Consider the following 25,309-nt stretch of genomic DNA (forward strand, 5'->3'; position numbering starts at 1 on the left):
GATGACCGCGAGACTTAGATCTTGATCCGCGCCTCGAAGTACATGTTGAACGGGAACCCGGAGAACGTCGGATCGTACGGGGTCCGCAGGAACGGCTGAAGCGCGTTCCCCGGATTGTACGCGTTACCGAACGGCACCGGGCCAGAGCCCGCGCCGTACGTGGCGGTGTAGCCGCACGCCTTGTTCACCGAGAACGGAACCTTCGTACCGCCGAAGCAGGTGTTCAGGATGTTCGCGAAGTTGCCCACCAGCGTCACGCGCTTGTTCACGTCGTATGTGATCTGCGTGTGGAGCAGCAGGTTGGACGGCGCCACGAACGCGCCGACGTTATCGAAGCGTCCGGTGTAGACGTTCGGAATCGCCGCCAGCGTGCCGCAGTTGGTCGCGTCGAACGGTGAACCGCCGACGGCGCCGTAGGGATAACGCGGGTCGCCGGCGACGGAACTGGCGAGACCAGCTCCGCAACTCGTCGGGTCGATACCCTGGTTCGAGAGCGGAACGCCGTAGCGCACGCCGCCGGTGTACTGGAGGGCCGGCGTGATCGCCAACGGTCCGCGCTTGTACTGGACGAGCAACGTCCCGACGTAGGGCGCGCCGTACTGGGTGTACCCGCCCGCACCCACGCCGCCCGGGAACGTATCGTACGTCGCGTACTTGCCGTTGACATCCATCAACGGCTGGATCGGCGCATTGTAGTACGGATTCGCGATCGAACCCGCCGCGCACGCGGTGTCCGCCGCGCCGGCCGTCGTGTAGCACGGCGCACCGCCGCCCGCCTTGGTGAACCCGTTGTAGGCCGAGATCGCGGTGTTGAAGCCGTCGATCACGCCGACGCCGTTCTTGAGGCGCTTGTAGGTGATGTAGCTGTTCGTGTACGCAAAGGACAGCTTCGCGGCAAGGCCGTTGCGCGAGAAGTCACCCTTGTCGAGCTCGAACTCGAAGCCTTGCGACGTCTGCGCGCCGACGTTGACGCCGGAGACGAAGTTGGTCTTCTGATCGAGGTAGAACTGCTGAATCTGATCCTGCGTCTTGCGCAGGAATGGCGTCAGCTTGATCGACGTATCGCCCTTGAACTGGTGTTCGAACGAGAAGTCGTAGTTGTTCGCGACCGACGGCTTGATCACGTCGCCGTGACCCGGCGTATTGCCGATACCGTTGAGCACGAAGTTCTTCAGGTTGATCGGCGCGCTCGACTGCAGGAAGTTGTACTGCTCGAACGCGCTGTTCGGCGCTTCGGCATACCGCCCGTAGCTTGCGCGCAACACCGTGCGCGGATCGACGGTATAGGTGATCCCAAACCGTGGCTCGAGTTCGTTATAGGTAAAGGTTTGAGCCGACACGTTGAACTGCTGCGCGGTGGGGAACTGCTGGTTCCATGCCGCATAGTAGAACTGACGGGCCAGACCGCCGTTGGTCGTATCAGATCCGTTGAACTGGAACTGATCGTAGCGCAGCCCAAGGCTGATGTTGATGCGATCGGACGGCTTCCAATTGTCGGTGATCGACGCGGCCGTGAACTTCGGGGTCACGGTGTTGTACGTCGCGTACTGCCCGTTGTTGAGCACGAGATATTGACACGGACCTGTGCCGCACGTGCCGCTTGCCGCGGGAACCGTTCCCGCGAGCGCCTGCTGCAATGTGAAGAAGCCCGTGTTCTTGCTGTTGAGGTTGCTGCCGCTGCCGTTGTAGCAGTTGACGGCGGCGTGGACGCCGGCGACGGCGGTCTGGCTATAGCAGATGCCGTTGCCGGGGTTCGACGAATCGACGAGCCCGCCGATCACCGTGTAGCGGTTGCGGCTATTCGGGCCGTACAGACCATTGATGTACTGCTGATTGTTATCACGCAACGTGTTCGAGGTGGTGTACGAACCCTGAATCGACAGCAAGTGCTGCGAGTTCAGCTGGTCGGTGAACTGCGCGCTCACGCCGCGCGTGTGGCTGTGCAGTTCGTAGTCAGCCGGCACGAAGCCGAGGTAGTTCTGGAACGACGACTGCGGCCCGGTCTGCAGCCAGTCCGAGTAGTACGTGTAGCCGTAGACGCGCAGAAACGCGTTCGTTCCAAAGTTGTGCTGGTACTGCGCCTTCACGATCCCCTGATTGTTCACGAACGCGTCGCGCCGGTTGGGCTCGATGCATCCATTCGAAAGGGTATTCGTGGCGAGCGAGCAGTTCTGGATCCCATTGAGACGGCCGTTGGGCGACTGAGGGAAGAGGTACGCGCTCGTACCGCCGCCCGTGAACGTGACCGGAAGCAGCGTCCCGGTCTTGAGCGACGACTGATACGCATCAATATACGCCGGCACGCCGACGCCGATTGCGTCCAGATATGCGGCACCGCCCTGGTCGTTGGTCGACGTGTACGACAAATTGTCGATGAAGTTGTTGTCGTACAGGATCTGAATGTCGTCGCGGTTGCCGTCTTTACGCGGCAACCCGAAATGGAAGTTCGCGACCGTGTCGCGATCCCGAACTTCGGCGACCGAATCGGCGACATAGTTGCCGAGAACGTAGGCAGGCGTCGTGCCGCCGTTGGTGTAGTCGACGCCCGGTCCGCCGTTGCACGACGGGGCGGTGGTCGCGCTGGCGCATTGCGCCAGCGGTGCGCCGTAGTTCTGCTGCAGAGCGGCACCGTTGAACTGGTCGTAGTAACGATAGTTCTGGTTGTACGCGCCCGCGCCGAGGTAATACGAAAACGTTCGCGACGGGTTCGCACCGCCGGCTTCGAACGCAATCTTGTTATACATCGTCGGCGAGCCGATGCCCAGCGTCAGGTTGCGCGTCGCGGGCGCGGTACCGGTGCGAATGACCTGGTTGATGTAGCCGGAGATGCCGTTGGCTTCCGCGTTCGCAGCGGGGGCGCCGGTGTACACCTGGAGCTCCTGCTGGCCGAGCGACGACGCCGGCCCCGAGGGGTAATTGTCGAACGCGCGGTTGACGGGGACGCCGTCGAGTTCGTAACCGATCTGGTCGTAGTCGCCGCCGCGAATCGAGAGCGTTGCTCCCGCGCCAATGTACCCGTTCTGGTTGGGCGCGACGTAGACGCCGGGGACGGTCGTCAGCGCCGAAAACGCGCTGTTGAGCGTGCCGCCGCCTCCGAACGCGGAGGCCTTATCCTGCGTCGTCGGGCTCACGGAGTAGACGTCCGCGGTCGTACCGGGCTTCACGAGCGCCGAAGCGGCGCGCGAGGCGACGGTACCGATCACTTTGAGTTTCGACGTCTGCGAGAGGCTGATGCTCTGCGCGGTGTCGGCCTGAATCGTGACGCCGTTGACGGTCGACGCGTCGTACGTTCCCGTCCCCGCAACGCTAACCGAATACGTGTCGGGCGCGAGCGAGAGAAACGAGAAATGGCCGGTCGCGTCGGTCTTGGTCGTTGCCGACTGCGAGGGGCTCGACGCGGTGACGCTTGCGCCGCCGATCGGCTTTTGCGATTGCGAATCGACGACGGTGCCGCTGAGCGAACCGGTCGTACCTGCCAGAACGCTTGTCGTTCCCTGGAGTACGAACGCAACGAGCAACAGAACCGCGACGATGCCGCGCCTCACCGAATGAGGAATAGCCATAGGCTACCTGTCCTTTCGAAGGGTGATATGTCGCACAGGAAGCCAAGCAAGTGACATTCCGTTCGACCTGCGACCCTTCTTGCGCCCCCCCAGCAAATCCCCTGGAACTCTTAACGAAACGGTAATAGCGGCGTAAACAAGCAGACCAAAACGGCCCTCTCGACATCAGACGGGGATCGGTTTCATCCGCTCGGCAAGCAGCGCCGGGATCTGCGAGGGACGATCGGCGACGGGGACGCCGCCTTCGGTGAACGCCTTCACCTTCGACTCGGGCGTGCCGGTGTTGCCCGAGATGATCGCGCCGGCGTGGCCGAGCCGCTTTCCTTTCGGGGCCGACCGGCCGCCGATGAATGCAACCACCGGTTTGTCCGGCAAATGGTCCTTGATGAAAGCCGCCGCGTCTTCTTCGTCGGACCCGCCGATCTCGCCTGAGACGACGATCGCGTGCGTCTCGGGATCGCCCGCGAACGCCCGCAGGCAGTCGACGAAGGTGGTGCCGATGATCGGATCGCCGCCGATCCCGACGCAAGTCGACTGCCCGAGGCCGGCGCGCGTCAGGCCGTCGACGATCTCGTAGGTCAGGGTCCCGGAGCGGGAGATCATCCCGACGTTTCCCTCTTTGAACACGTGGCCCGGCATGATCCCGACCAGCGACTTGCCAGGCGAGATGAGCCCCGGGCAGTTGCCGCCGACGATCCGCATCCCCGGCGTCGTCGCGACGACGCGCAGCATGTCGTGCGCCGGAATTCCTTCGGTGATGCACACCGCGAGCTGAATTCCCGCGTCGTGCGCTTCCCACAGCGCGTCGGCGCCGGCGAACGGCGGCACGAAGATGATCGAATGCGTCGCGCCGGTCGCGTCGACCGCGTCCTTGACCGTGTCGAAGACGGGTTGACCGCTTTCGATCGTCGTCCCGCCCTTGCCCGGCGTCACGCCGCCGACGATCTTCGTTCCGTACGCCAGCATGCGCTGCGTGTGGAACGCGCCTTCGCGTCCGGTGATTCCCTGCACGATCACCTTGGAGTTCTTGTCGAGAAAGATCGCCACGTCAGTTCGCTCCGTTCGCAAGCGCGACGACTTTGGCCGCGCCTTCGTCCATCGTTTCGACCGGCACGAAACCGGCATCGGCGAGGATCTTGCGGCCCTCGTCGGCGTTGGTGCCCGTCAGACGGATCACCAGCGGCACCTTGCGGACGTCGCCGCCTGCGAGCGCTTCGACGATCCCTTTCGCGACCTGATCGCCGCGCGTGATCCCGCCGAAGATGTTGATGAACATCGCCGTGACGCGCGGATCGGAGGTGACGAGTTCGTAGCTCTTCTTCACCAGCTCGGCTTGCGCGCCGCCGCCGATGTCGAGGAAGTTCGCGGCGCCGCCGCCGGCGTTCTTCACCGCGTCCATCGTCCCCATCCCCAGGCCAGCGCCGTTCGCGATCGTGCCGACGTTCTTCGGTGCCGCACCGGGTTCGTCGTCGAAGCGCGCGTAGTTCGACATTCCAAGACCGATCGCGACCGCCGCCGCCTGGTCGGCATCAGCCGGCTGTTTCTTGTTCCAGTCGGCGACGTCGGGATGTTTGTAGAGGCCGTTGTCGTCGAGATCGACCTTCGCGTCGGACGCGATCACGCGGCCGTCTTTCGTCAGCACCAGCGGGTTGATCTCGACGAGGTTCGCGCCGTAGTCCATGAAGAGCGTGTAGAGGGCACCGAGCAATCCGGGAAACGCCTTTCGATAGCCGACGGGAAGTTTCGCGGCGAACGCGAGCTGACGGCCGATGAACGGCGAGTATCCCGCCGCCGGATCGATCCAGTACTTGGAGATCGCTTCGGGATGCGCTTCCGCCACTTCTTCGACGTCCATCCCGCCCTGCGAGGTGACGATGACGACGGGCTTCTTCGTCGCGCGATCGATCGTGATCGAGACGTACGCCTCGCTCGCGATGGCGACTTTCTCCTCGACCAGCAGCGAGCGGACTTCCTCGCCTTCGGGATTCTGAATGGACTTGAGGACCTTACCGATCAGTTCGCGCGCAAGCGTCTCGCCAGTCGCGGCGTCGTCGGCGAACTTGATCCCGCCGGCTTTGCCGCGGCCGCCCATCATCACCTGACTCTTGAGCACCCACGATCCCGGATGCGCGGCGATGTAGTCGCGCACCTCGGCAGCGCTGGTGGCGTAGACGCCGTTCGGGGTCGGGATGCCGACGCGCCGGAACAGGTCCTTGCCCTGATATTCCATCAACTTCATGGCCTCGGCGGGCTTCGCGCCCCGCAGGCGGCTCCCTCGACGACGAGAGTCGCACGCCAACGAAGGCGCCGCTCGCCCGCCGCGACGAATGATTCAGTGCGATCCAAGGAGTGCACCCATGCTCGTCCGCTCGCTCGTCGCCGCTTCGCTCCTCGCCGCTGGTTCGCTTGCGCCGTCGCTCGTCGCGGCGGGTGATGCGCCGAAGCCGCTGCGAACGCTCGTCTATGACGTGACGTACAGCGCGCACAGCATCCACGACAAGCGCACCTCGGGCTTCAACGGCGCGTACGGCAACGGAACCAACAGCGGCCCGAGCAGCGTCAGCGCGGGCAACGGTACCGCGTCGATCGGGCTCGACGGCAGCGATCGGGGGCAGCTCACCGTCGAGGTCATCGCGGCGCCGCCGAGCGGCGGGCTCGTCGTCGACACCGCGTACACCGGCCGGCTCAGCACGCAGCCGAGGCTGCGCGTCGTGCTCTTCGACGACGGGCGGATGTCCGCCGATCCGCACGCGGCGCTGGGTCCCGAATCGGTCCACCTCCTCCCGCTGCTCGCGCGCGGCTTCATCGCCAACCGTGACGTGAGCCCGGGCTCGACGTGGACCGTCGATGTCCCGCCGCCGGGACACGGCAAGATCGACTTTCGCGTCAGCCACGTCAACGGCGCGGCCGCGACGCTCAGTTACGAGGGCAGCATGACGGTCCCGGGCGTCGCCGGCTTCGACGAAGTCGACCGCGGGACGACCGAGTACGCGACCGACCTGCTGTCGCCGACGGGGTACGATCTCGTCGCGCACATCCGCCGCCAAATCGGGACGGACGAAACGATCACGACCGACGCGCACTGGACGCTCACCCTAGTGCACGACACGTTCGCGAAGCGTTGAACGGCGCGCCGCCCGACGCGCGCGCCGTCGTGCTGTTCGACGGCATGTGCAATCTGTGCAGCGGGGCGGTGCGCTTCATCGCCGCGAACGATCCCGGCGGCACGTTTGCGTTCGCGTCGCTGCAGTCGGCGCGAGCGACGGAACTCCTCGCCGCAACCGGCGGCCCGCCGCACGATCCGTCGGTGGTTCTGCTCGCGTACGGAAGGCGCTACGAAGGGAGCGACGCGGCACTGCACATCGCGCTCGGCCTGCGCTTTCCGTGGCCGCTCGCGTTCGGCTTCATCCTTGTTCCGCGCACCCTGCGCGATCGCGTCTACGGATGGATCGCCGCGAATCGCTACCGCTGGTTCGGCAGACGCGACGCGTGCGCCGTTCCCCCTAGTCCAGGCGGCCGAGTGAATCCCGCGCGATGATGAGCTGCTGGATCTCCGAGGTTCCTTCGTAGATCTCGGTGATCTTCGCGTCGCGATAGTAGCGTTCGACCGGGAACTCCGTGGTGTAGCCGTAGCCGCCGTGGATCTGCACCGCCTCCGACGCGTGTTCGCGCGCCTTGGTCGACGCGAACAATTTCGCTTGCGAGGCGGCGATCGCGAACGGCCGGCCGGCGTCGGCGAGCGCCGCCGCGCGATAGACCATGAGCCGCGCCGCTTCGAGATCGGTCGCCATCCGCGCGATCTTGAACGAGACGCCTTCGAACGCGCCGATCGGCTTGCCGAACGCGATGCGGTCGCGCGCGAACGTCACCGAGGCATCCAGGCACGCGGCGAGGATCCCGGCCGCCTGCGCCGCGATCCCGATGCGGCCCGCCGTGAGCGTCGTCAGCGCCTGCGAAAGCCCCGCCCCCTCCTCGCCGAGCAGCGCACCGACCGGCACGCGCACGTCGTCGAACGCCAGATCGACGGTATTCGAGGTGTGGATCCCGAGTTTCTCGGTCGTCTTCTCGACGACGATCCCCGGCAGCGATGTGTCGATGAGGAACGCGCTGATCCCCTTCGCGCCCGCTCCGCCGGTGCGGAACATCGCCATCACGACGCCCGCGTATCCGCCGTTGGTGCACCACTGCTTGCGGCCGTTCAGGACGTAGGCATCGCCGTCGCGACGCGCGGTCGCGCGCAGCGACGCGGCGTCGGAACCGGCGTCGGGCTCGGTGAGGCCGAAGCCCGCGATCGTGTCGCCGGCGGCGAGCCGCTCGAGCCACCGCGTTTTCTGGGTTTCGCTGCCGAGCGACGCGATCGCGCTGCAGATCATCGAGTGCACGGAGACGGTGACGGCGGTGCCGGCATCGACGCGCGCGAGCTCCTCGATCGCCAGCGCGTACGCGACGTAGTCGGCGCCGACGCCGCCGTAGGCGTCGGGGACCAGCATCCCCATCAGCCCGGCGTCGTTGAGCGCGCCGTAGAGCTCGCGCGGAAAGAGGTGCGCGCGATCCCAAGCGGTGATGTGCGGCGCGATCTCGCGCTGCGCGATCTCCCGCGCGACCGCACCGATCGCGCGCTGGTCTTCGGTCGGTTCGAAGCCGACCGCGCGCGACTGGCCGACCATCATCGCGCGGCGGACGCCGGCGCGTAAGCGCCGTTCGGCGCCGCTGCGGGCACCGGCAACGCCGCCGTATAGTCGTAGAAGCCGCGGCCCGATTTCTTCCCGTACCAGCCGGCCGCGACGAACTGCTTGAGCAGCGGACACGGCCGGTACTTCGAGTCGCCGAAGCCGTCGTAGAGCACGTTCATGATCGCCAGGCACGTGTCGAGCCCGATGAAATCGGCAAGCGCGAGCGGTCCCATCGGGTGATTCATCCCGAGCTTCATCACCGTGTCGATCGCCTCGACCGACGCAACGCCTTCGTAGAGTGCGTAGACCGCTTCGTTGATCATCGGGAGCAGGACGCGGTTGCTGATGAAGCCGGGGAAATCGCGGACTTCGACCGGCGTCTTGTCGAGGCCGAGCGCGAGGTCGCGGACGTGCGCGTACGTCGCGTCGGAGGTGGCGATCCCGCGGATGATCTCGACGAGCTTCATCACCGGGACGGGGTTCATGAAATGCATCCCGATCACGCGATCGGGCTTCGCGGTCGCGGCGCCGAGCGTCGTGATCGAGATCGACGACGTGTTCGAGGCGATGATCGCTTCGGGCGGCGTGTTGCGGTCGAGATCGCGGAACAGCTCGAGCTTCAGATCGAGCCGCTCGGTCGCCGCTTCGATCGCGAGATGGATGTCGAGGTCGCGAAAGTGCGGGCGCGGGTCGATATGGGTGAGAATCTCGCCGCGCTGCTCGGCGGAGAGTTTTCCCTTTTCGACGTCGCGATCGAGGCGCTTCGCGATCCCGTCGATCCCGCGCCGGATGCGCGCCTCGTCGACGTCGTTGAGCAGCACCTCGTGCCCCTTGGCGGCCAGAACCTGCGCGATGCCGGCGCCCATCTGCCCGGCCCCGATGACCAAAACCCTCATGAACCCGACTTCGCGCACCACGCCGCGGACCTTCCAGCCCTCACGGCGCCATCACGCTGCGCTTCGACAGGCTCAGCGTGACGGGGAGCGGTCAGCCGACGTGGACGAGGACGGCGTCGCCTTGGCCGCCGCCGGAGCAGATTGCCGCGATTCCGTAGCCGCCGCCGCGCTTGCGCAGCTGGTGGACGACGGAGGCGACGATACGCGCGCCCGACGCTCCGATCGGATGGCCGAACGCGACCGCGCCGCCCTGCGCGTTCACGACGGTGGGATCGAGACCCAGGCGCGCCGCCGCGGTCAGCGCGACGGCGGCGAAGGCTTCGTTGATCTCCCACACGTGGATATCGCTCGCGCGCAGGTTCGTCTTGTCCAGCAGTTTCTGCGCCGCCATCGCGGGGACGAGGGCGAGGTACGGCGGATCCCACGCTACGCCGGCGTGATCGACGATCTCGCCGAGAGGTTCGACGCCGACGCTCCGCGCGTAGTCGAGCGAGCCCAGGACGAGCGCCGCCGCGCCGTCGTTGACGCCGGGCGCGTTGCCGGCGGTGATCGTCCCGCCCGGGTCGAGCGGCTTGAGTTTCGCCATCGCTTCGATCGAGGCGTCGGTGCGCACCGGTTCGTCGCGATCGACGAGCGTGAACGGCACATCGCCGCTCACGTACGGCGAGAACTGCGCCGGATCGGCGACCATGTTCTCGGGCGGAACGTGGTTCCACACCGAGTCGCTCGCGCCGCCGCCGGCCATCGCCGGGATGCGCGGACGCGCCGCGTGCGGCACGCGATCGACGACGATCTTGCCCTTCGCTTTGGTCGCGACCTTGACCGGCGCGATCTCCGCCGCGAGCGCGCCCGCTTCGTGCGCGTCGGTCGCGCGCTTGTGGCTCTGGTACGCGAACTCGTCCTGCACGGCGCGCGTGACGCCCAGCTCCGCCGCGACGCGCGCCCCCTGCGACGCCATTACCTCGTCGAAGTAATAGTCCCAGAGGCCGTCGTGGATCATCGCGTCGACCACCACGCCGTTGCCGAAGCGGTATCCGTTGCGCGCGCCGGGGAGCAGGTAGGGCGCGTTCGACATCGACTCCATCCCGCCGGCGACGACCACGCGATGATCGCCCGCCGTGATGTAGCGCGCCGCATAGGCGACGGCGAGGAGGCCCGAGGCGCAGACCTTGTTGATGGTCTCGGCGGTCGTCGTCTTGGCGAGGCCGGCTTTGAACGCCGCCTGACGCGCCGGGGCTTGGCCGACGCCGGCCTGCAGCACTTCGCCCATGATGACGTGCTCGACGTCGGCCCGGTCGATCCCGGCACGTGCGATCGCGTTGCGGATCGCGTCGCCGCCGAGCGACGTCGCCCCGAGCGAAGAAAGCGCGCCGCCGAGGCGGCCGAACGGCGTGCGGGCGGTCGCCAGGACCTGTGTACCGGACTTCATGATCGTCGTAACTTCGCCCGAACCGCCGCGGTTGCCCCGCGTCACGGGGCTCAGCGCGACAGGGTTGGGGTTTGGGTGCAGACGATCGTGGTATCGGGGTCGCAGCTCTCGCATTCGAACTGCACCGTGACGTGGGTGATGTCGAAGTCGTCGCGCATCGCGGTGTCGATCGTGCGCAGCACGAGCGTCGCTTCGCTCAGCTTGCGGTCGTCGAGGACGACGTGCGCGGAGAGCGCGTGCGATCCGGAGCCGATCGTCCACACGTGCAGATCGTGCACGTCGACGACGCCGTCGACGTCGCAAATGCGGGTGCGCACCGCCGGCACCTCGGCGTGACCGGGCGCGCTCTCCAGTAGCACGTCGGTCGCTTCGCGCACGATCGCAACGATGCCGGCGACGATGATCCCCGAGATGAGGATCGACATCGCGGCGTCGATCCACGCCGCGCCGGTGAGCAAGATGACGCCGGCGCCGACGATCACGGCGATCGCACCGAGCGCGTCGCCGGCGACGTGCAGCAGTGCCGCGCGCACATTGAGGTTCCCGTGACTGCCGCGCACCAGCATCACGCCGACCGAGACGTTCACCGCCAGCCCGATCGCGGCGACCGCGGCCATCAGTCCGCCGGCCGGAAGCTCCGGATGGATCAGACGCTTCACCGCCTCGATGACGATGAGGATCGTAACCGCGGTGAGCAAACCCCCGTTGGCGAGCGCGGCGAGAATCTCGTACCGTGCGAAACCGTAGGTCTGGCGGTGCGTCGCGGGGCGCTTCGACTGCACGGCGGCGGCGAGCGCGATCCCCAGCGCGACGACGTCCATCGTGACGTGGGCGGCGTCGGAGAGCAGCGCCAGCGATCCGGCGGCGATCCCGCCGGCGAGCTCCAGCACGGCGATCGCGGCGGTCGCGCCGAGCGCGATCTTCAGCCGGAACGTCGACGTGCCGTGCGCGTGACCGTTATCGTGCGCGTCGGCGTGCTGGTGGGCGTTCACGAGCGCAGGGCTTTGACCGCCAAGACGGCGAGCATCGCGCCGAAGGTGAGGAACGTGCGGGACTCCGCTGCGGCGATCACTTCGGGATCGTACGACCCCTGCTGCGGCTCCGCGGGTTCCACCAAGGGAAACACCGGCGGCACGCGGCGGGTGTACTCGTCGAATTCTTCGCCGAACGTGCGCCGGAGGTACGCTTCTTCGTGCGGGACGATCGTCGCGTAGACGCCGAGCATCGCCGCGAGCGAACCGGCGACGAGCAGCGCGCGCGGCAGCGCGCCGTTCTTGCCCGTGAACGCGAACGCGAAGCCCGCCGCGGTGAGGAAGTTGCCGACGTAGAGCGGATTGCGGACGTACGCGTACGGGCCTGCGGTGACGAGCTTCGGCGCGATGACGCGATCGCTGCGCGTCGTCACGCCGCTGTAGCCGACGGCCCACATCCGAATCGCCTCGCCGGTGAACGCGAGCGGCAAGCCCGTCGCGATCGAGAACGCGCTCGGCTTCCCGAGCGCCGCCAGCACGACCGCCGGAAGCGCGAGCAGCGTACCGCGCTGCGCGAACACGAGGGAGCGAAGATCCTGGGCTTGGGACGAGTCGTCGTTCACCGGGTCACCTTGCGGAAGCGGCGGCGCGCGTTCGCGCGTCGTCGTAGACGGCGCGCAGCGCCGCCGTCAGGGGGATGCGGGGCGTCCAGCCCGTCGCCGCGCGCAGTTTCGCCGCGTCGCCGATGCTGACCGGGACGTCCGCCGGGCGCATTCGCGCTGGGTCCTCGCGCACCTCGACGCCGACCCGCGCCAGGTCGATCAGGCGTCGCAGGACCTCGCGCATCGCGATCCCGCTCCCGCTCGCGACGTTGTAGACCTCGCCCGCCGCACCCGCGCCTTCGAGCAGCAGCGCGTACGCCTCGCAGACGTCGCGCACGTCGAGGAAATCACGGATCGATTCGAGGTTGCCGACCAGTACGCGCGGATCGCCGCAGGCGGCGACTCGCGCGATCTGCGCCGCGAATGCGGCGACGGCGAAGCGCTCGTCCTGCCCGGGGCCGATGTGGTTGAACGCGCGCGTTGCGACCGCGTCGACGCCGAACGAGCGCGCAAAGGCGATCGCCAGCGCCTCGGCCGCGACTTTGCTCGCGGCGTACGGACTGCGCGGGGCGAGCGGTGCGGTCTCGCGCAGCGGGAACGCGTCAGGCGGCTGAACGCCGTACACGTCGGCGCTCCCGACGACCAGGACGCGCGGCGCGATCCCGGTGTCGGCGGCGAGCGCGCGCGCCGCGTCGAGGAGATGCAGCGTCCCCGTCGCGTTGACGTCGAACGTCGCGGCGGGATCCTCGAGCGACGCGGGAACGAACGCCTGCGCGGCGAGGTGCGCAATTGCTTCGGGCTGCGCGAGCTCGACCGCGCCGCGGACCGCGAGCGGATCGCGCACGTCGAGCGCCAGCACGTCGTCGCCGCCGCGATGATCGGCCCGCACGACTTCGTGGCCGCGCGCCTCGAGCAGCGCCACCAGATGCGTGCCGACGAAGCCTCCGGATCCGGTGACCAGCACGCGCATCGCGCTCGCCTGCTACGTCGCTACGAACGGGCGCAAGCGGTCCAGGTCGGCCTCGACCATCCGCCGCACGAGTTCCTCGAACGACACCTCGGGTGTCCAGCCGAGAACGCGTCTCGCTTTGGACGGATCACCGACCAGCAGATCGACTTCGGCGGGCCGGTAGAACCGCGGATCGACGACGGTGTAGCGTTCGTAGTCGAGATCGACGGCATCGAACGCCAGCCGCACGAACTCGCGCACCGCGTGCGTTCGTCCTGTCGCGATCACGTAATCGTCAGCGACGTCCTGCTGCAGCATCATCCACATTGCGCGCACGTAGTCTTCCGCGTATCCCCAATCGCGCTGCGCGTCGAGGTTGCCCAGCCGCAGCTCGCTCGCAATCCCGAGCTTGATCCGCGCGACGCCGTCGCTGATCTTGCGCGTGACGAACTCTTTTCCGCGACGCGGAGAGTTGTGCACGATGCACTCCCCGACGCCGGCGTGAAAACGTCCGGTGGTCGTCGTGAAGTCGTAGAGCCAGCCCTGATAGTTCGGATCGGGAACGACGCGCTTGATTTCGGCAAGATCGCGCCGCAAGTGCGCTCTCCCCGCGCCGGCATTCGGCGAACGCAGATTGATCGAGTAGAACGGCCCGGGACGCTCCGGCGGTCCGACGTCGACGTTGAGCACCGTGTCCTGTTCGAGCGCGTGCTTCGCCATCCACCACAGCCCCATGGCGAGGACCGGAGAGTTCGTCTTGAAGTTCTTGTAGGGATATTTGCCGTTGCCTGCTTTCAAGCCGTCGGTCTGATTGTAGCCGGCAAGGAAAGCGCGCCAGACTTCGACACTTCCGTTGAGGACGATGCGAGGAACGCGTTTGTAGCCCGTTTCCGTGTAGCACTCTTCGCGGAGCCACTGCAGATACGTTGGCGCGCCGTTCAATGCGAGCGCGCCGACCGTCCGGTTCGGAACGAAACCGGACGACGTCGCCGTGTAGCGAACATTACCGCACGTGACGCGCTTCCATAGTTCCGCGAAGACACGACGGAGCTGGGGATCGGAGTTCGTGAACTTCCCGCCAACGCGCCCGTCCGTGGAAAAGGCCGAACCGTCGCCGACGAACATTCCGAACATCCATGCCGTCTCGACCGAGCACGATGTCATCGCCGGCGGATCGGGAAGCGCTGCGCGCTGGAGGCGATTGCCCGCGACGAGCGTGCGCGCCGGCCGCTCGCCGTCCGCTGCAAAGATCACGTGGTCCGCGGTGGTCGTCACCGAGCCGCAGCGCGCCTCGAGCCGCGCGACCCCTTTGTTGTCGACGGCCGGACGATGGCGGTATGCCGTCCCGCCCAGCACCTGCACGAACTCCGCGCCGTCCCAGATTTCGAGCCCGGGTTTGACGTCGAACCGCTGCACGTTGGGACCCTTTTCGCGCACGCGCAGGATCTCGCCGATGGGACGGACGTCGACGACGCAGTCTTCCCGGACGATGACCGGCGTATTCCCCGGCAGCGATTCGTGGTTGAAGAGAATTCCGCTGCAGGCGAAGATGTCGTACGACTCGCGATAATTGACGGTGATCCAGTGGCCGTAGACCTTCGCGACGCCGTACGGCGAGCGCGGATAGAACGGCGTGTCCTCGTTCTGCGGAACTTCCCGCACCTTGCCGAACATCTCGGAACTCGAGGCTTGGTAGAAACGGATGCCCTTGTCGACGGAGCGGATCGCTTCGAGCACGCGCGTGACGCCGAGCGCGGTGAACTCGCCGGTGAGGACGGGTTGATGCCACGACGTCGGCACGAACGACTGCGCGGCGAGGTTGTAGATCTCGTCGGGACGGATGTCGGCGACGATCGAGGTGATCGAACTCTGATCGAGCAGGTCGCCCGAGACGATCTCGACGCGATCGCCGAGGTGTCCGATCCGTTCGTGCACGTCGGTCGACGTGCGGCGCGTCATCCCGACGACGCGATAGCCGTGCGCGAGCAGCAACTCGGCGAGATACGAACCGTCCTGTCCGGTGACGCCGGTGATCAGCGCAGTCTTTTCGGCCACCCGGATCAGTTCAAGATTTGAACGTTCCCACCATTCTCGTCGAACACGAAGCGCGACTCGTACAGCTCGTCACGTTCCATGCCGACCACTTTCGATTGAATCACCAGCCGGTGCACCAGGCGATCGTTGTGGCGCACGATCCCCGAGTAGAAATACTGCACCAGCGGCGTGACGCGCGCATCGAGCGGCGCAAGCCGCCGGCGTTCGACGAGCATCTGCAGCAGACGCGTCTGCAGTTCTTTCGGCAGCAGGCGCGCCGTGTCGTCGGGGGTCATCCGGACCGCGGTGAGCTCTTCCTGCGCTTTGTTCGTCTCCGCGACCGGCTTGTCGGTCGAATAGCGGACGATCGCGTCCCAATCGTCCGCCGGAATCCCGGTGAAGCGCATCCCGTAGCGCCACACCTTGCGGCCTTGATGCTGCACGTTGTCCTGCCAGACCGTCTTCACGCGCAGCCAAACGGGACGCTGATCGATCTCCGCGCGCACCTCGCACTCGTCGCGCGGTATCGGCTCCTGAGTGAGGATGCAGAGACCGCCGCCGCTGATGTCGAGGCCGATCGCAGGGCGCGCGGCATTATTGTCGTCGCTATACGTCGCGCGGTACGGTTTGCGCTTGCGGGGAAACTTGCGCCGGTTCTGCTCTTTGCCGCTGAACCACGCCAGGAGCTCCGGGAGCATGGACTTCCCGTACGATAGCGAACCGGCGCGCGGAAGTCCCCGCTTGCTTACCAGGCCTCTCCTGCGACCGCGTCCCACTGCGCCGGCCACGTGCCGCCCCAATCGTAGAGCGTCACCCCGAGCGCACCCTGCGCGCGCGCCTCGGCGATCGCGGCCGCGAGTTCGGGGCCGGGCGGCGCACCCCGCTTCGACAGCGATGTCGTCTGCGCGCCGACGTTGATCGGCAGATCGCGGCCCGCGAGCCGCCGGACGGCGGCGATCGAGCCAGCGACGGCGGTGCGCGCCTTCTCGACCGAATCCCACGGGCCCAGCATGCGCCAATACGTCATCGGCTGAAGGACATCGGCGTCGCGCGCGATCGCCGCGTACGGGAAGCGTCGCGCGTCGAGCCGTTCGAGAAACGGATCCTCGACCGTAGCGACGAGCAGTACGCCGCGCCCGACGGCTCTCCGCAGTTCGTGCAGGTACGTCGAGAGCGCGGTGAAGCCCGGCGCTCCGTCGCCGAGAAACTCGTCGCCGCGTTCGACGTCGACGGCGAGGCCGGCGAGCGTGGTGCCGCGCGGCGTGCGGTACGCAGCGACAGCGCTGTTGCGCGCGAGGTCCTCGTAAGTGACGGCGCGCGGCACTGTCCAGCCGAGCACGGCGATCCCGCTATCGGACAGTTTGTCGATGAGCGCGTCGACGGTCGCCTTTGCTTCGGGCGTGACTTCGTCGAAGGCGCCGTACGCGAGCCGCAGTTCGACGTAGCGCAGTCCGGCGCGCTTCGCGGTCTGCGCGATGAGGTCGGGATCGAGGTCTCGATAGGCGTCTGGATCGAGCGGATCGCCGGAGAACGCGAGCCAGGCGCCCTTGCCGCGCACCGTCGTCGCGTCGCTGCGCGGAAGTTCCGGCGGCACGGTGACCGTCACGCGCGCGCGTCCGCGTCCGGGCCGCACGACGTCGTAGCGCACCGTCGTTCCCGGCACGACGCCGTCGTCGGTCCAGGTCGAGGCGGGCGCGGCGACGGTCGCGAGCCCGCGGCGCACGCCCGCTGCGTCGACCCGTTCGATCCGTACCGCACCGCGCGTGACGCGCGGAAACCAGCCGATCCGCACCAGATGCGGACCGACGGCGCCCGCCACGACGCGCGGCATCGTCCACGTCCGCGTGTCGAAGGCGATCGTCTGCGTTCCAAGGCCCGCCGGACGGTTCGCGCGCACGCGCACGGTCACCCGTCCCTCGTCGCGCACGGAGACGATCGTCCCCGGCCCGTCGAAGCGCAAGCGCGTCTGCCACTGATCGCTGCCGCGGCTGGGCGCGTAGTCGAAATCCGTGCCGTGACGCGGCTTCGCCGGCGCACCGCTCGCGTCGCGAAACGCGATCGCGACGAACGCGCGCGCGTCACCGTCGGGAGTCACGCCGAGCGGCCGCACCGAGAGCGCATATGACCTGCCGGGATTCCCGTACCATTGCACGACCGGCGACGGCGCGGGCGCAGGCGTCGGCCACGGCGTGGGCCACGCCAACGCTGCGGCCAGCATGATGAAAAACACGACGACCGCCGTTCGCACGGCGGTCGTCGGTTCCTATGCAGGGACGGCGATCAGAACTTCGTCGTGAGGTAGAAGATGAACTCGCGACGCGCCTGATCGGGCGAGTAGTAGTACAGCGTGTTCGGCAAGTTGGCGTCGGGGCCGTACGCGACGAGGTCGCTCGAGCTCGGCCCTTTGGGATAGCTCCCGTTCACGACCGGATACACGTCCGCGTACTGGTTCTGGAACAGGTTGCGGATGTTCAGCCCGATCGAAGTGACGCTGGTGCCGCGCTTGAGGATGTCGAAGCGAGTATCCAACGACGCCCACGTGTTGGGGCGCGCGAAATGGACCTGCGTGTCGAGCATCCCGGCCGGGCACTTTGCCGCGGTTTTCGAGGGGTCCATGCATTGGTTGCCCAGCACGTTGTACGGCGCGCCGACTTGGTAGTTGAAGAACGGCGCGATGTGGAGGTGGCTGTAGTTGTAGTCGCCCGTCCACGAGACCGAAACCGGCGGCTGCGAAGAGTTGCGCACGAGGGCGTTCTTCGCGTACGACGTGATGTCGATCGGTCGTCCGTACGGCGTACCGCCGGCGAGCGTCCCGGCGCTGATCGAGCCCCAGTAATTCACGAACGTCCCGGCGAGATACCACGAAAGCCCGTCACCGCGGACGACATGGTTCCAGCCGAATTCGGCGCCCGTCGCCTGATTCACGATTCCGGCTTTGAACAGCGTCGGGCCCTTCGCCGTGACGGAGCCGTCCGCGTTGACGACATACGTCCGCTCGAGCGCGAGCTTGTTGTTCGACTTGTGGTAGAACGGAGCGATGCGCCACGAGTCGACGCCGTTGGGAAGCGAGTGCGAGAGAGCCAAGTCCGCCGAGTGGTTGATCTGCGGCTTGGTTTCGGCGCCCGGATAGTAGACGGAGTTGATACGGCCGTCTTGCTCCGTAATGCCGTTGGGCGAATTGTTGAACACGTAGGCGGCAGGCACGAACGAGGTGGTGATGCCGTAGGAGCCGCGCAGCACCGTCGAGCTGTTGAATGCCCACGCAGCGCCGAACCGCGGGCTGAGCGAGGAGACCGTATATGGCCCCCGCGCGTACGCCGCGGGGTCGGCCTTGTTGGGGATATGGTAGGTCTCGCTGTCGTAACGGATGGACGGCTCGAGCGTTGCACGTCCGAAGGTCTGCTTCGTCCCGAGGTACGCCGACGGGAGCGTCAGCGGGTAATCGACGGCGAGGAAGAGGTTGGGCCAGCTCCCATCGACGTTGAACGCCGAGCCGGAGCCGGCGTCGTCGCAGCCGCAGAAATCGTAGTAGTGTTCGGCGCTGGTGTCACGCTCGTACGACGCGCCGCCGTACCACGTCGAATGCGCGTTGGGCGTGTACTGCAGATCGAGCGCGCCGATGTAGATGTGCGAGCGCCGGTCCGAGTACTCGTCCTGATTGCCGAGGCTCTTGGTGGAATCCCACGGCGTGCCCGGCTTGAGCGACCCGTCGAAGTTCGCGTTGTCGACGGGCTGGTAGAAAATGTACTGGTTGAAATTTTCGGCGATGCGGAACGTCGCGAAGAGCTTCTCGCTGAACACGTGATTCCACTGAATCTTGCCGAGGTTCGAATAGTGGTACCAGACGTTCGCGTTTTGCAGGTTCTGCGCGGTATACTGCAGGCCGGTCGGACCGGTCGAGTCGACGCAGGGCTGCCCGGAAGCACTGACGCCGGGATTGATGATCTTGCGCGTCCCCGGCTGTACGACGACGCCGTTGCAGAGCGTCACGCCCACGGCCGTCGAGGGCATCGCCTTGGACCACGGCAATTTTTCGTTGCCTGTCTGGGTGAGGAACTGGATGTCGTCACGCGCGTTGGGACGCCAATGCACGTTCACCACCGCGTCGTTGTTGGTGATGGTCGCGGGATCGCAGTCGGAGAGATTCGCTGCGCAGCGATTCGAGAAGCCGCTATAACCGTTCGCGAACTGGTTGTCCGTGGTGCCGCGAATCCCCGCAATGTACCACGACCAGCGGCCGTCCTTGGTGGCGTTGCCGTATTCGAACTGCGCGATGTGGTCGACGGCCGGTTCGGTCGCAAAACCATAGGTAATCGCCCCGAACGACGGGGATGAACCACGCTTCACAACGGAATTGATGACGCCGACGCCGGCGTTGCCGTACTGCGCGTTGAAGCCGCCGGTGTAGACCTCGAGATTGCCCGTGCCGACCGTCGAGAGGTTGGTGGTGAACAGCCCGGTGAGGCGGTCGTTGATCGGTATGCCGTCATACTCCCACGCGACGTCGCCCACATCGGAGCCGCGGATGCGCGGGCGACCGGCGTAACCCGTCGAGGTCACGCCCGGCGACGTCTGAATGACGTCGTACAACGTACGGTAACCGCCCGCGCCCGAGACGGCGGCGAGCTGCTTTGAACTGACGTTGTAGACGTCGGCGGTCTGCGTCGGCTGCACGAGGTTCGACGCGCCGCGCGCAGACGTACGCCCGATCTCCCTGAGCGACTTCACCAGCGCCTGATCGACCCGTACGTTCTGGTCCTGTACGACCGTAACGCCGGCGACCACGAACTGCTCGTAGCCGTTCAGGGCGATCGAGATGGTGTACGTGTCGGGCGCAAGATTGTAGATGTTGAAGAATCCCGCTCCGTCGGTGGTCGATGTCGCCCGGCCGCTCGGAGCCGTCGCCGTGACGGTCGCCCCGCTCAGGGGCTTTTTCGTCGCGGCGTCGACGATCGTGCCGGAGATCGAGCCCGTCGTGCCGCCGCGCGCGATGCCTCCGAGCATCGCGACGAACAGCGCCAGCACCGAAAGCATTGGTAGCCATCGTCGTGAGATCATGTCACCATCGTTTCAGCGGGACGGGCCGGCATCAACCGGCGCTCGTTAGCGACCCGGCATCCGTCCGCAGCCCGTCAATAGAAAAGCGACCGACGCCGTCCGGCGCGTGCCGCTGGCGGTGTACTTAGTGACGGCGCGCACCGATCCTTCACCGTGCGTTAATGCACCCACTTGGCGAGGCCGCGCGGCGAGTCGGATTCCACGTAGTTGGCCCGGCCCAGGCTCAGCGCGAGGAATTGGCCCGCCACCAGCCAGGCCAGCGAGTTGAACGCTTCGCCGGTCGCCGGGCCGAGGAGCGGAATCTCGCCGCTGCGCGCGCCGATCACGTAACGCGCCGCCTCGGCCTCGGCGGCCTCCGCGAGCGGGCGGTGGACGATGTCCCGCGACGCCTCGTCGACGATCCCGATGATCACGCCCGATGCGTCGAGCATCGCCGAGCTTCCGTGCCGGAACTCGCCGGCGGCGAAGCCCTCGGCGTGCACGTAGCTTGCCTCTTTGATCTTCAGCGCGAGCTCGTACGCAACCGGAACGCCGTAGCCGGCCGCCACCACCGCGACGCTGCGCCGGCGTGCGATCCGCCGTGCGGCGTCGACGACGTCGTCGACGCCCGCGCCGTCGAGCCACGCGCGCACGTCCTCGGCGGTCTCCTGCAGCGTCTCGGCGGTCCGGTTGCGTTTGCCGCCGGTCAGCGCCGCCGCCCACAGCAGGATCGCGGCCATCGAGGTGACGCTCTTGCTGGCGGGGACGGCGATCTCGGGCCCGGCGAGCGCGTCGATGACGATCTCGGCGCGCAGTGCCAGCGGCGACGACGCGTCGTTGGTAAGCGCGACCAGCCGCGAGGGCGCGAGAAGATCGATCGCTTCGAGCAGATCCGCCGAACGGCCGCTCTGCGAGAGCGCGACGACGCAGGCGTCCTGGTACGCGTTGCGATCGAAGCGTGCTTCCGTCGCGGCGAGCGCGTACGCGCGCATCCCCCGACGCCGAAACGCGAGCGCGCCGAGCATCCCGACGAAGAGCGAACTCCCGCTGCCCAGGAACAGGACGTCGCGTCCGGCGACGGCGGCGGCGAAGCGCTGCGCCTGATCCGAGGCGGCGATGCGGCGCCACACGTCGGGCTGTTCGCGGATCTCCGCCTCGAAGTGGGCGCCGAGCATCAGAGCGCCGCGATCTCGGCCAGCACGCGCTCGCGCGCGCGCTGCAGTTCCGCGAACTCGCCGACCCAGTCATCGATCTGCAGCGCGAAGATCACCGTGCCGTGCGTGCGCGTGGCGATGTAGCCCGCCAAGCAGCGCACGTGCGAAACCGAGCCGCTCTTCGCAAAGACCCGGCCGACGATCGCGGGGTCGGTATACTCGGACTTGAGCGTCCCGCGCGAGCCCGCGATCGGCAGATCGTCGAGCACCACGTCGCGCTGCGGCGAGTCCCACTCGTGCTTGAGGATCGTGACGAGGTCGCGCGGCGCGATGCGGTCGTAGGTCGAGAGACCGCTGCCGTCTTCGATCGTGATCGTCGCGAGGTTTGCGCCGAGACCGCGTAGCCATCCCTGTTCGGCGGCGATCCCCGCGGCGGTGCCGGGATACGGCTTGTCGGCGGTCGCCGCGACCGAACGCAGCAGCTCTTCGGCGAGGATGTTGTCGCTCGGCAGCCACAGGTCGAACAGCAGATCGGAGAGCGGTTCCGAGTCGTGCGACCACACGACGCGCTGCGGCGCAGCGATCGCGGCGATCGGTGCACTCGCCTGCACCGCGGCCGGAGCGACCGGCGCCGCGTTCACGGTAATCCCGCCGGCGCGCAGCGCGCGCGCCGCCGCCGCGGCTGCATACCGCTGCGGTTCGGGCGCGGCGAGCGAGAAGTTCTCGCTCGTGCTGCCGAGCGGGATCGCGCCGATGAGATGCACGTTGCCGAGCGGCTCACCGCGCCGGAGTTCGGCGTCGACGGTGCGTGCGCCGCCTGCGGCCGACGTAGTCGCATCGTTCCAGATCGTGAAACCCTGTTCGCTTGCGCACGGCCCGGGAGCGACGCACGCGCTTCCCCATGGCGTCACCGAGACGACTGCGGGCGCGCCGACGGTCGCGCCGGGTGCGATCGTCACGCCGATCGCATTGTCGTTGAAGCCGAGCGCCGTGACCGGCGCAGCGTAGTACCACGGGAAGTCGTCCCACGACCAGCCCGGGAGATACGCGGGAAACGGTTCGGGGTCGGGGACGACGCCGCGCACGGACGCGATGCCGGCGGTGCGAAGAGCATCCGGCAGCGATGCGAGCACGCGATCGTCGAGCAGCACGTCGCCGTTGCCGCGCAAGTGCAGCGGGCCCTGCAGCGCACCGTCGACGACGGGATCGCTGACGTAGGCCTGCGTCGTGAAGTGAAACGCCGGCCCGAGCTTGTCGAGCGCCGCGTTGCCGACAACGAGCTTGAACGTCGACGCCGGCTGGAACGCCTCGTCCTGGTTGCGCTCATAAATCACGCGGCCGTCGTGCGCGTCGATCGCGTACATCCCGATGTGCGCGCGCTGCAGCGACGCCGCGCGCGCGAGCGCGAGATCGACGTTGGTATGCACAGCGCTGATCTGGCCGTCGCTCCACGGCGCGCCCGAAGATGAGGGCTTCGGGACGTTCGCGCCCGCGGACCGGTCAGCGGCAAGCGCGGGCGCGGCGCACGCGATGAGCGCGCCCGCGATGAAGAGGGCTCGCGCAGGCGTCACGCCGGGACGCGCTCCGCCATCCGGCGCGCGATGAACGTCGCCACCTCGCTGGGCAGCGTTCCGCGACCGAAGCCCGCGTCGTAGCCGAGCTCGGCGGCGAGCAAGTTCGTCACGCGCGGGCCGCCCGCGATCAGCAGGATGCGCTCGCGCAGGTTCTCCGCTTCGAGCAGCTCGGAGAGGGCGGTGAAGTTGGCGATGTCGCTCCCCTTTTGGGTGACGACCTGCGAGGCCAGGATCGCGTCGACTTCGCGTTCTTTGGCAAAGCGGACGAGATCCTCGACCGCGATCTGGCTCCCGAGGTTGTACACGTCGAAGCCGTGATACCGCTCGAGGCCGTAGTCGCCCTTGTAGCCCTTCATATTGAGGATGGCGTCGATCCCGACCGTATGCGCGTCGGTCCCGATGCAGGCGCCGGCGACCCTCACCTTGCGGCCGATCCGCGCGGCGATCAGCGCGTCGACGGCCTCCATGTCGAGGGCGTCGCGCGACGCCGCCGGCGCCTGGATCGTCGAGACGTCGATCGCGACCGGCGTGCGCGCGTAGACGACGAAGAACGAGAAGTTCGCCGCGACGGCGCGGCCTTCGACGACGGCGACGTCGGTGAACCCCATCTTCGCGACGAGCTGCCGGGCGGCTTCGTCGGCGGCTTCGCTCCATGCGACGGGCAGGGTGAACGAGAGCTGGACGGCGCCGTCGTCGAGCGTGTCGCCGTACGGCTTCACCACGCTCACGGTGCGACCGCCTCGCCGGCGAGCGCGTCGGCGAACGGGTTCCAGTACGCCGGATCCTTGGCGAAGACGCCGTCGTACCCGCGGCCGCCGTCGCGCGGCCGCTTCACGTCCGCAAACGTGCCGTCTTCGATCGCGCGCATCAGCCCGCGCTCCGCGACGACGTCGAGCAGCCGCACCGCGCCGGCGAGGACGTCCTGCGCGCGGCGCTCGATGATCCCGTCCGGCTTCACCTCGATCTCGTCGCCGAAACTGCGCGCGGTGGTCATGATGTAGCGCGCGTTCTCGAGCGAGAGCGCGCGGTCTCCGAGGAACGGCGTGTGGATCGCTTCGGTGAGCATCCCGCACAGATGCACGGTCTGGTGCGTCATCACCGACGTCAGGTTGAACATCGCGTCGATCAGATGACCTTTGAAGATGTTCCCCGTCATGTGCTTTGTGGGCGGCATGTACTTGAGCGGCGCGTCCGGGAAGATCTGGCGCGCGAGCTGGGCCTGCGCGAGCTGGAACAGAAAACCATCCTTGAGGTCGGGATCGATCTCGTAGGCGTCGCCGAGACCGATCTGACGGTCCGGGAGGCCGGCGCGATGCGCGAACGCTTCGTTCACGAACTGCGATGCGAGCACCGCGGGCGCTTGCTCGACGGCGTCGGCGGTGGTGAGGTAGTTGTCCTCGCCGGTGTTGATGATGATCCCGCTGCGCGCGTTGAGCTGGCGCGAGAAGTGCTGGTCGACGAAGGTACGCTGCATGTTGATGTCGCGGAACAGTATCCCGTACATCGAGTCGTTGAGCAGCATGTTGAGCCGCTCGAGCGCGGCGGTCGTCGCGATCTCCGGCATGCACAGACCGCTGGCGTAGTTGGTGAGCATCACGTAGCGGCCCAGGCGTTCCGACGTCTCGTCGAGCGCCGCGCGCATGATGCGGAAGTTCTCCTGCGTCGCGTACGTACCGCCGAAGCCTTCGGTGGTCGCGCCGTAGGGAACGTAGTCGAGCAGCGACTGCGCGGTCGACCGGATCACCGCGACGATCTGCGCGCCGGCTTCGGCGGCGGCGACGGCGGCGGTGCGGTCTTCGTAGATGTTGCCGCTCGCGACGATCACGTAGAGCAGCGGCGGCTCCCCCTGCGGCAGCCGGGCGAGCATCGCGTCGCGCGCGGCGCGGTTGCCGTCGATCCGGGCGAGTCCGGCATCGACGTAGGGGCGCAGCGCGGCGCGCGCCGCGGACTCCGGCGTGCCGCGTGGATCGGGCAACGCTTCCCCGGCGACGACCGCGTCGGCGATCTGCCGCGGCGTGCGGCCGCTCTCAGCGACCGCGGCGCCGAGGGTACGCGCGGCTCCGAGCTCGCGCGCGGCGAGGGCGTCGACGAGCCGGTTGGGCAGCGGGATCCCGTCGCCGTCGACGCCGTCGACGCCGCACAGGCGCACGACGGCGCGCTCGACGCTGAGCGTCGAGTGACCGGCGATGAACTCCGCGATCGGGTCGACGATCGCGCCGGCAAGCCGCCGCGCGCGGGCGACGGCGTCCTGATCGATCCGCAGTCTCATGGGTCGATGCGAAAGGTTCCGGGCCGGGAACGGCGGTTCCGCCAGCGAAATGTTTGGGGAAGCGCAGTGCGGCGCGGAAATCCCCGAACAAGCCGCCCTCCGTCAGCATCGGCGGTGCAGGGTGTCGTTCCCCACAGAAGATGAGGACTCCGAGAGAT

General features: G+C 67.4%; 18 protein-coding genes and 2 pseudogenes. 2 read left to right on the forward strand and 18 right to left on the reverse strand.

The genetic code is table 11. The annotated features are described in order from the left end of the window. Positions 1-14 precede the first annotated feature (14 nt). From WPS_RS14625 to sucC, 3 genes are all read right to left on the reverse strand, one after another. The gene (locus WPS_RS14625; RefSeq protein ID WP_317995204.1) at positions 15-3,563 is read right to left on the reverse strand and encodes a TonB-dependent receptor domain-containing protein; all 3,549 of its coding nucleotides are present in this window, start codon (positions 3,561-3,563) and stop codon (positions 15-17) included. A 165-nt stretch (positions 3,564-3,728) separates the two neighbouring features. Then, on the reverse strand, positions 3,729-4,610 hold the full coding sequence (sucD, locus tag WPS_RS14630) for a succinate--CoA ligase subunit alpha (RefSeq protein WP_317995205.1): 882 nt from the start codon (positions 4,608-4,610) through the stop codon (positions 3,729-3,731). Position 4,611: 1 nt separating this feature from the next. Continuing rightward, on the reverse strand, positions 4,612-5,802 hold the full coding sequence (sucC, locus tag WPS_RS14635) for an ADP-forming succinate--CoA ligase subunit beta (protein ID WP_317995206.1): 1,191 nt from the start codon (positions 5,800-5,802) through the stop codon (positions 4,612-4,614). Between the two features lie 118 nt (positions 5,803-5,920). On the opposite strand from sucC, the gene WPS_RS14640 reads away from it, so the two are divergent. Both WPS_RS14640 and WPS_RS14645 read left to right on the forward strand, forming a co-directional pair. Then, the gene (locus tag WPS_RS14640; protein ID WP_317995207.1) at positions 5,921-6,688 is read left to right on the forward strand and encodes a hypothetical protein; all 768 of its coding nucleotides are present in this window, start codon (positions 5,921-5,923) and stop codon (positions 6,686-6,688) included. Further along, positions 6,685-7,101: a thiol-disulfide oxidoreductase DCC family protein gene (locus WPS_RS14645; protein ID WP_317995208.1), complete on the forward strand. Its 417-nt coding sequence runs from the start codon at positions 6,685-6,687 to the stop codon at positions 7,099-7,101. Before WPS_RS14640 ends, WPS_RS14645 begins: the two co-directional genes overlap by 4 nt. Here WPS_RS14645 and WPS_RS14650 read toward each other — a convergent pair. From WPS_RS14650 to kamD, 15 genes and pseudogenes are all read right to left on the reverse strand, one after another. Then, the gene (locus tag WPS_RS14650; protein ID WP_317995209.1) at positions 7,067-8,233 is read right to left on the reverse strand and encodes an acyl-CoA dehydrogenase family protein; all 1,167 of its coding nucleotides are present in this window, start codon (positions 8,231-8,233) and stop codon (positions 7,067-7,069) included. The genes WPS_RS14645 and WPS_RS14650 overlap by 35 nt on opposite strands. Next, on the reverse strand, positions 8,230-9,132 hold the full coding sequence (locus WPS_RS14655) for a 3-hydroxybutyryl-CoA dehydrogenase (RefSeq protein WP_405054965.1): 903 nt from the start codon (positions 9,130-9,132) through the stop codon (positions 8,230-8,232). Before WPS_RS14655 ends, WPS_RS14650 begins: the two co-directional genes overlap by 4 nt. A 91-nt stretch (positions 9,133-9,223) precedes the next feature. Then, entirely contained in the window at positions 9,224-10,561 is a 1,338-nt protein-coding gene (locus tag WPS_RS14660) for a thiolase family protein (protein WP_317995211.1), read from the reverse strand. A gap of 50 nt (positions 10,562-10,611) precedes the next feature. Continuing rightward, complete coding sequence (locus tag WPS_RS14665; protein WP_317995212.1) at positions 10,612-11,553, reverse strand: cation diffusion facilitator family transporter; 942 nt, start codon at positions 11,551-11,553, stop codon at positions 10,612-10,614. Continuing rightward, positions 11,550-12,155: a methyltransferase family protein gene (locus WPS_RS14670; RefSeq protein ID WP_317995213.1), complete on the reverse strand. Its 606-nt coding sequence runs from the start codon at positions 12,153-12,155 to the stop codon at positions 11,550-11,552. The genes WPS_RS14665 and WPS_RS14670 overlap by 4 nt, the downstream gene beginning before the upstream one ends. Positions 12,156-12,159: 4 nt before the next feature. Continuing rightward, the gene (locus tag WPS_RS14675) at positions 12,160-13,104 is read right to left on the reverse strand and encodes a GDP-mannose 4,6-dehydratase (protein WP_317995214.1); all 945 of its coding nucleotides are present in this window, start codon (positions 13,102-13,104) and stop codon (positions 12,160-12,162) included. A gap of 12 nt (positions 13,105-13,116) precedes the next feature. Next, positions 13,117-13,587 (reverse strand): annotated as a pseudogene (locus WPS_RS18280) (GDP-mannose 4,6-dehydratase); the annotation flags it as partial. A 1,017-nt stretch (positions 13,588-14,604) separates the two neighbouring features. Next, positions 14,605-15,138: pseudogene (locus tag WPS_RS18285) on the reverse strand (GDP-mannose 4,6-dehydratase); the annotation flags it as partial. A gap of 5 nt (positions 15,139-15,143) precedes the next feature. Further along, a complete protein-coding gene (locus WPS_RS14685; RefSeq protein WP_317995216.1) occupies positions 15,144-15,815 on the reverse strand; it encodes a PilZ domain-containing protein in 672 nt (223 codons plus the stop codon). 47 nt (positions 15,816-15,862) lie between these two features. Beyond that, on the reverse strand, positions 15,863-17,365 hold the full coding sequence (locus WPS_RS14690) for a phage tail protein (RefSeq protein WP_317995217.1): 1,503 nt from the start codon (positions 17,363-17,365) through the stop codon (positions 15,863-15,865). A gap of 32 nt (positions 17,366-17,397) precedes the next feature. Next, on the reverse strand, positions 17,398-20,151 hold the full coding sequence (locus WPS_RS14695) for a TonB-dependent receptor (RefSeq protein WP_317995218.1): 2,754 nt from the start codon (positions 20,149-20,151) through the stop codon (positions 17,398-17,400). Positions 20,152-20,333: 182 nt separating this feature from the next. Continuing rightward, positions 20,334-21,329, reverse strand: coding sequence for an SIS domain-containing protein (locus tag WPS_RS14700; protein ID WP_317995219.1), 996 nt, complete (start codon positions 21,327-21,329; stop codon positions 20,334-20,336). Beyond that, the gene (gene dacB, locus WPS_RS14705; protein WP_317995220.1) at positions 21,329-22,879 is read right to left on the reverse strand and encodes a D-alanyl-D-alanine carboxypeptidase/D-alanyl-D-alanine endopeptidase; all 1,551 of its coding nucleotides are present in this window, start codon (positions 22,877-22,879) and stop codon (positions 21,329-21,331) included. Before dacB ends, WPS_RS14700 begins: the two co-directional genes overlap by 1 nt. Beyond that, entirely contained in the window at positions 22,876-23,610 is a 735-nt protein-coding gene (gene kamE, locus WPS_RS14710; protein WP_317995221.1) for a lysine 5,6-aminomutase subunit beta, read from the reverse strand. Before kamE ends, dacB begins: the two co-directional genes overlap by 4 nt. Next, positions 23,607-25,151 (reverse strand): lysine 5,6-aminomutase subunit alpha, encoded by a 1,545-nt coding sequence (kamD, locus tag WPS_RS14715; RefSeq protein WP_317995222.1) that lies wholly within the window; start codon positions 25,149-25,151, stop codon positions 23,607-23,609. Before kamD ends, kamE begins: the two co-directional genes overlap by 4 nt. Between the last annotated feature and the right edge of the window lie 158 nt (positions 25,152-25,309).

The sequence above is a fragment of the Vulcanimicrobium alpinum genome (genome assembly GCF_027923555.1).
Classification (GTDB): domain Bacteria; phylum Vulcanimicrobiota; class Vulcanimicrobiia; order Vulcanimicrobiales; family Vulcanimicrobiaceae; genus Vulcanimicrobium; species Vulcanimicrobium alpinum.

Excerpts from the sequence above, each read along its gene's own strand:
- WPS_RS14625 (WP_317995204.1), bottom strand. The coding sequence starts at position 3,563 with ATGGCTATTCCTCATTCGGTGAGGCGCGGCATCGTCGCGGTTCTGTTG.
- sucC (WP_317995206.1), bottom strand. The coding sequence starts at position 5,802 with ATGAAGTTGATGGAATATCAGGGCAAGGACCTGTTCCGGCGCGTCGGC.
- WPS_RS14640 (WP_317995207.1), top strand. The coding sequence starts at position 5,921 with ATGCTCGTCCGCTCGCTCGTCGCCGCTTCGCTCCTCGCCGCTGGTTCG.
- WPS_RS14650 (WP_317995209.1), bottom strand. The coding sequence starts at position 8,233 with ATGATGGTCGGCCAGTCGCGCGCGGTCGGCTTCGAACCGACCGAAGAC.
- WPS_RS14655 (WP_405054965.1), bottom strand. The coding sequence starts at position 9,132 with ATGAGGGTTTTGGTCATCGGGGCCGGGCAGATGGGCGCCGGCATCGCG.
- WPS_RS14660 (WP_317995211.1), bottom strand. The coding sequence starts at position 10,561 with ATGAAGTCCGGTACACAGGTCCTGGCGACCGCCCGCACGCCGTTCGGC.
- WPS_RS14675 (WP_317995214.1), bottom strand. The coding sequence starts at position 13,104 with ATGCGCGTGCTGGTCACCGGATCCGGAGGCTTCGTCGGCACGCATCTG.
- WPS_RS14685 (WP_317995216.1), bottom strand. The coding sequence starts at position 15,815 with ATGCTCCCGGAGCTCCTGGCGTGGTTCAGCGGCAAAGAGCAGAACCGG.
- WPS_RS14695 (WP_317995218.1), bottom strand. The coding sequence starts at position 20,151 with ATGCTTTCGGTGCTGGCGCTGTTCGTCGCGATGCTCGGAGGCATCGCG.
- WPS_RS14700 (WP_317995219.1), bottom strand. The coding sequence starts at position 21,329 with ATGCTCGGCGCCCACTTCGAGGCGGAGATCCGCGAACAGCCCGACGTG.
- kamD (WP_317995222.1), bottom strand. The coding sequence starts at position 25,151 with ATGAGACTGCGGATCGATCAGGACGCCGTCGCCCGCGCGCGGCGGCTT.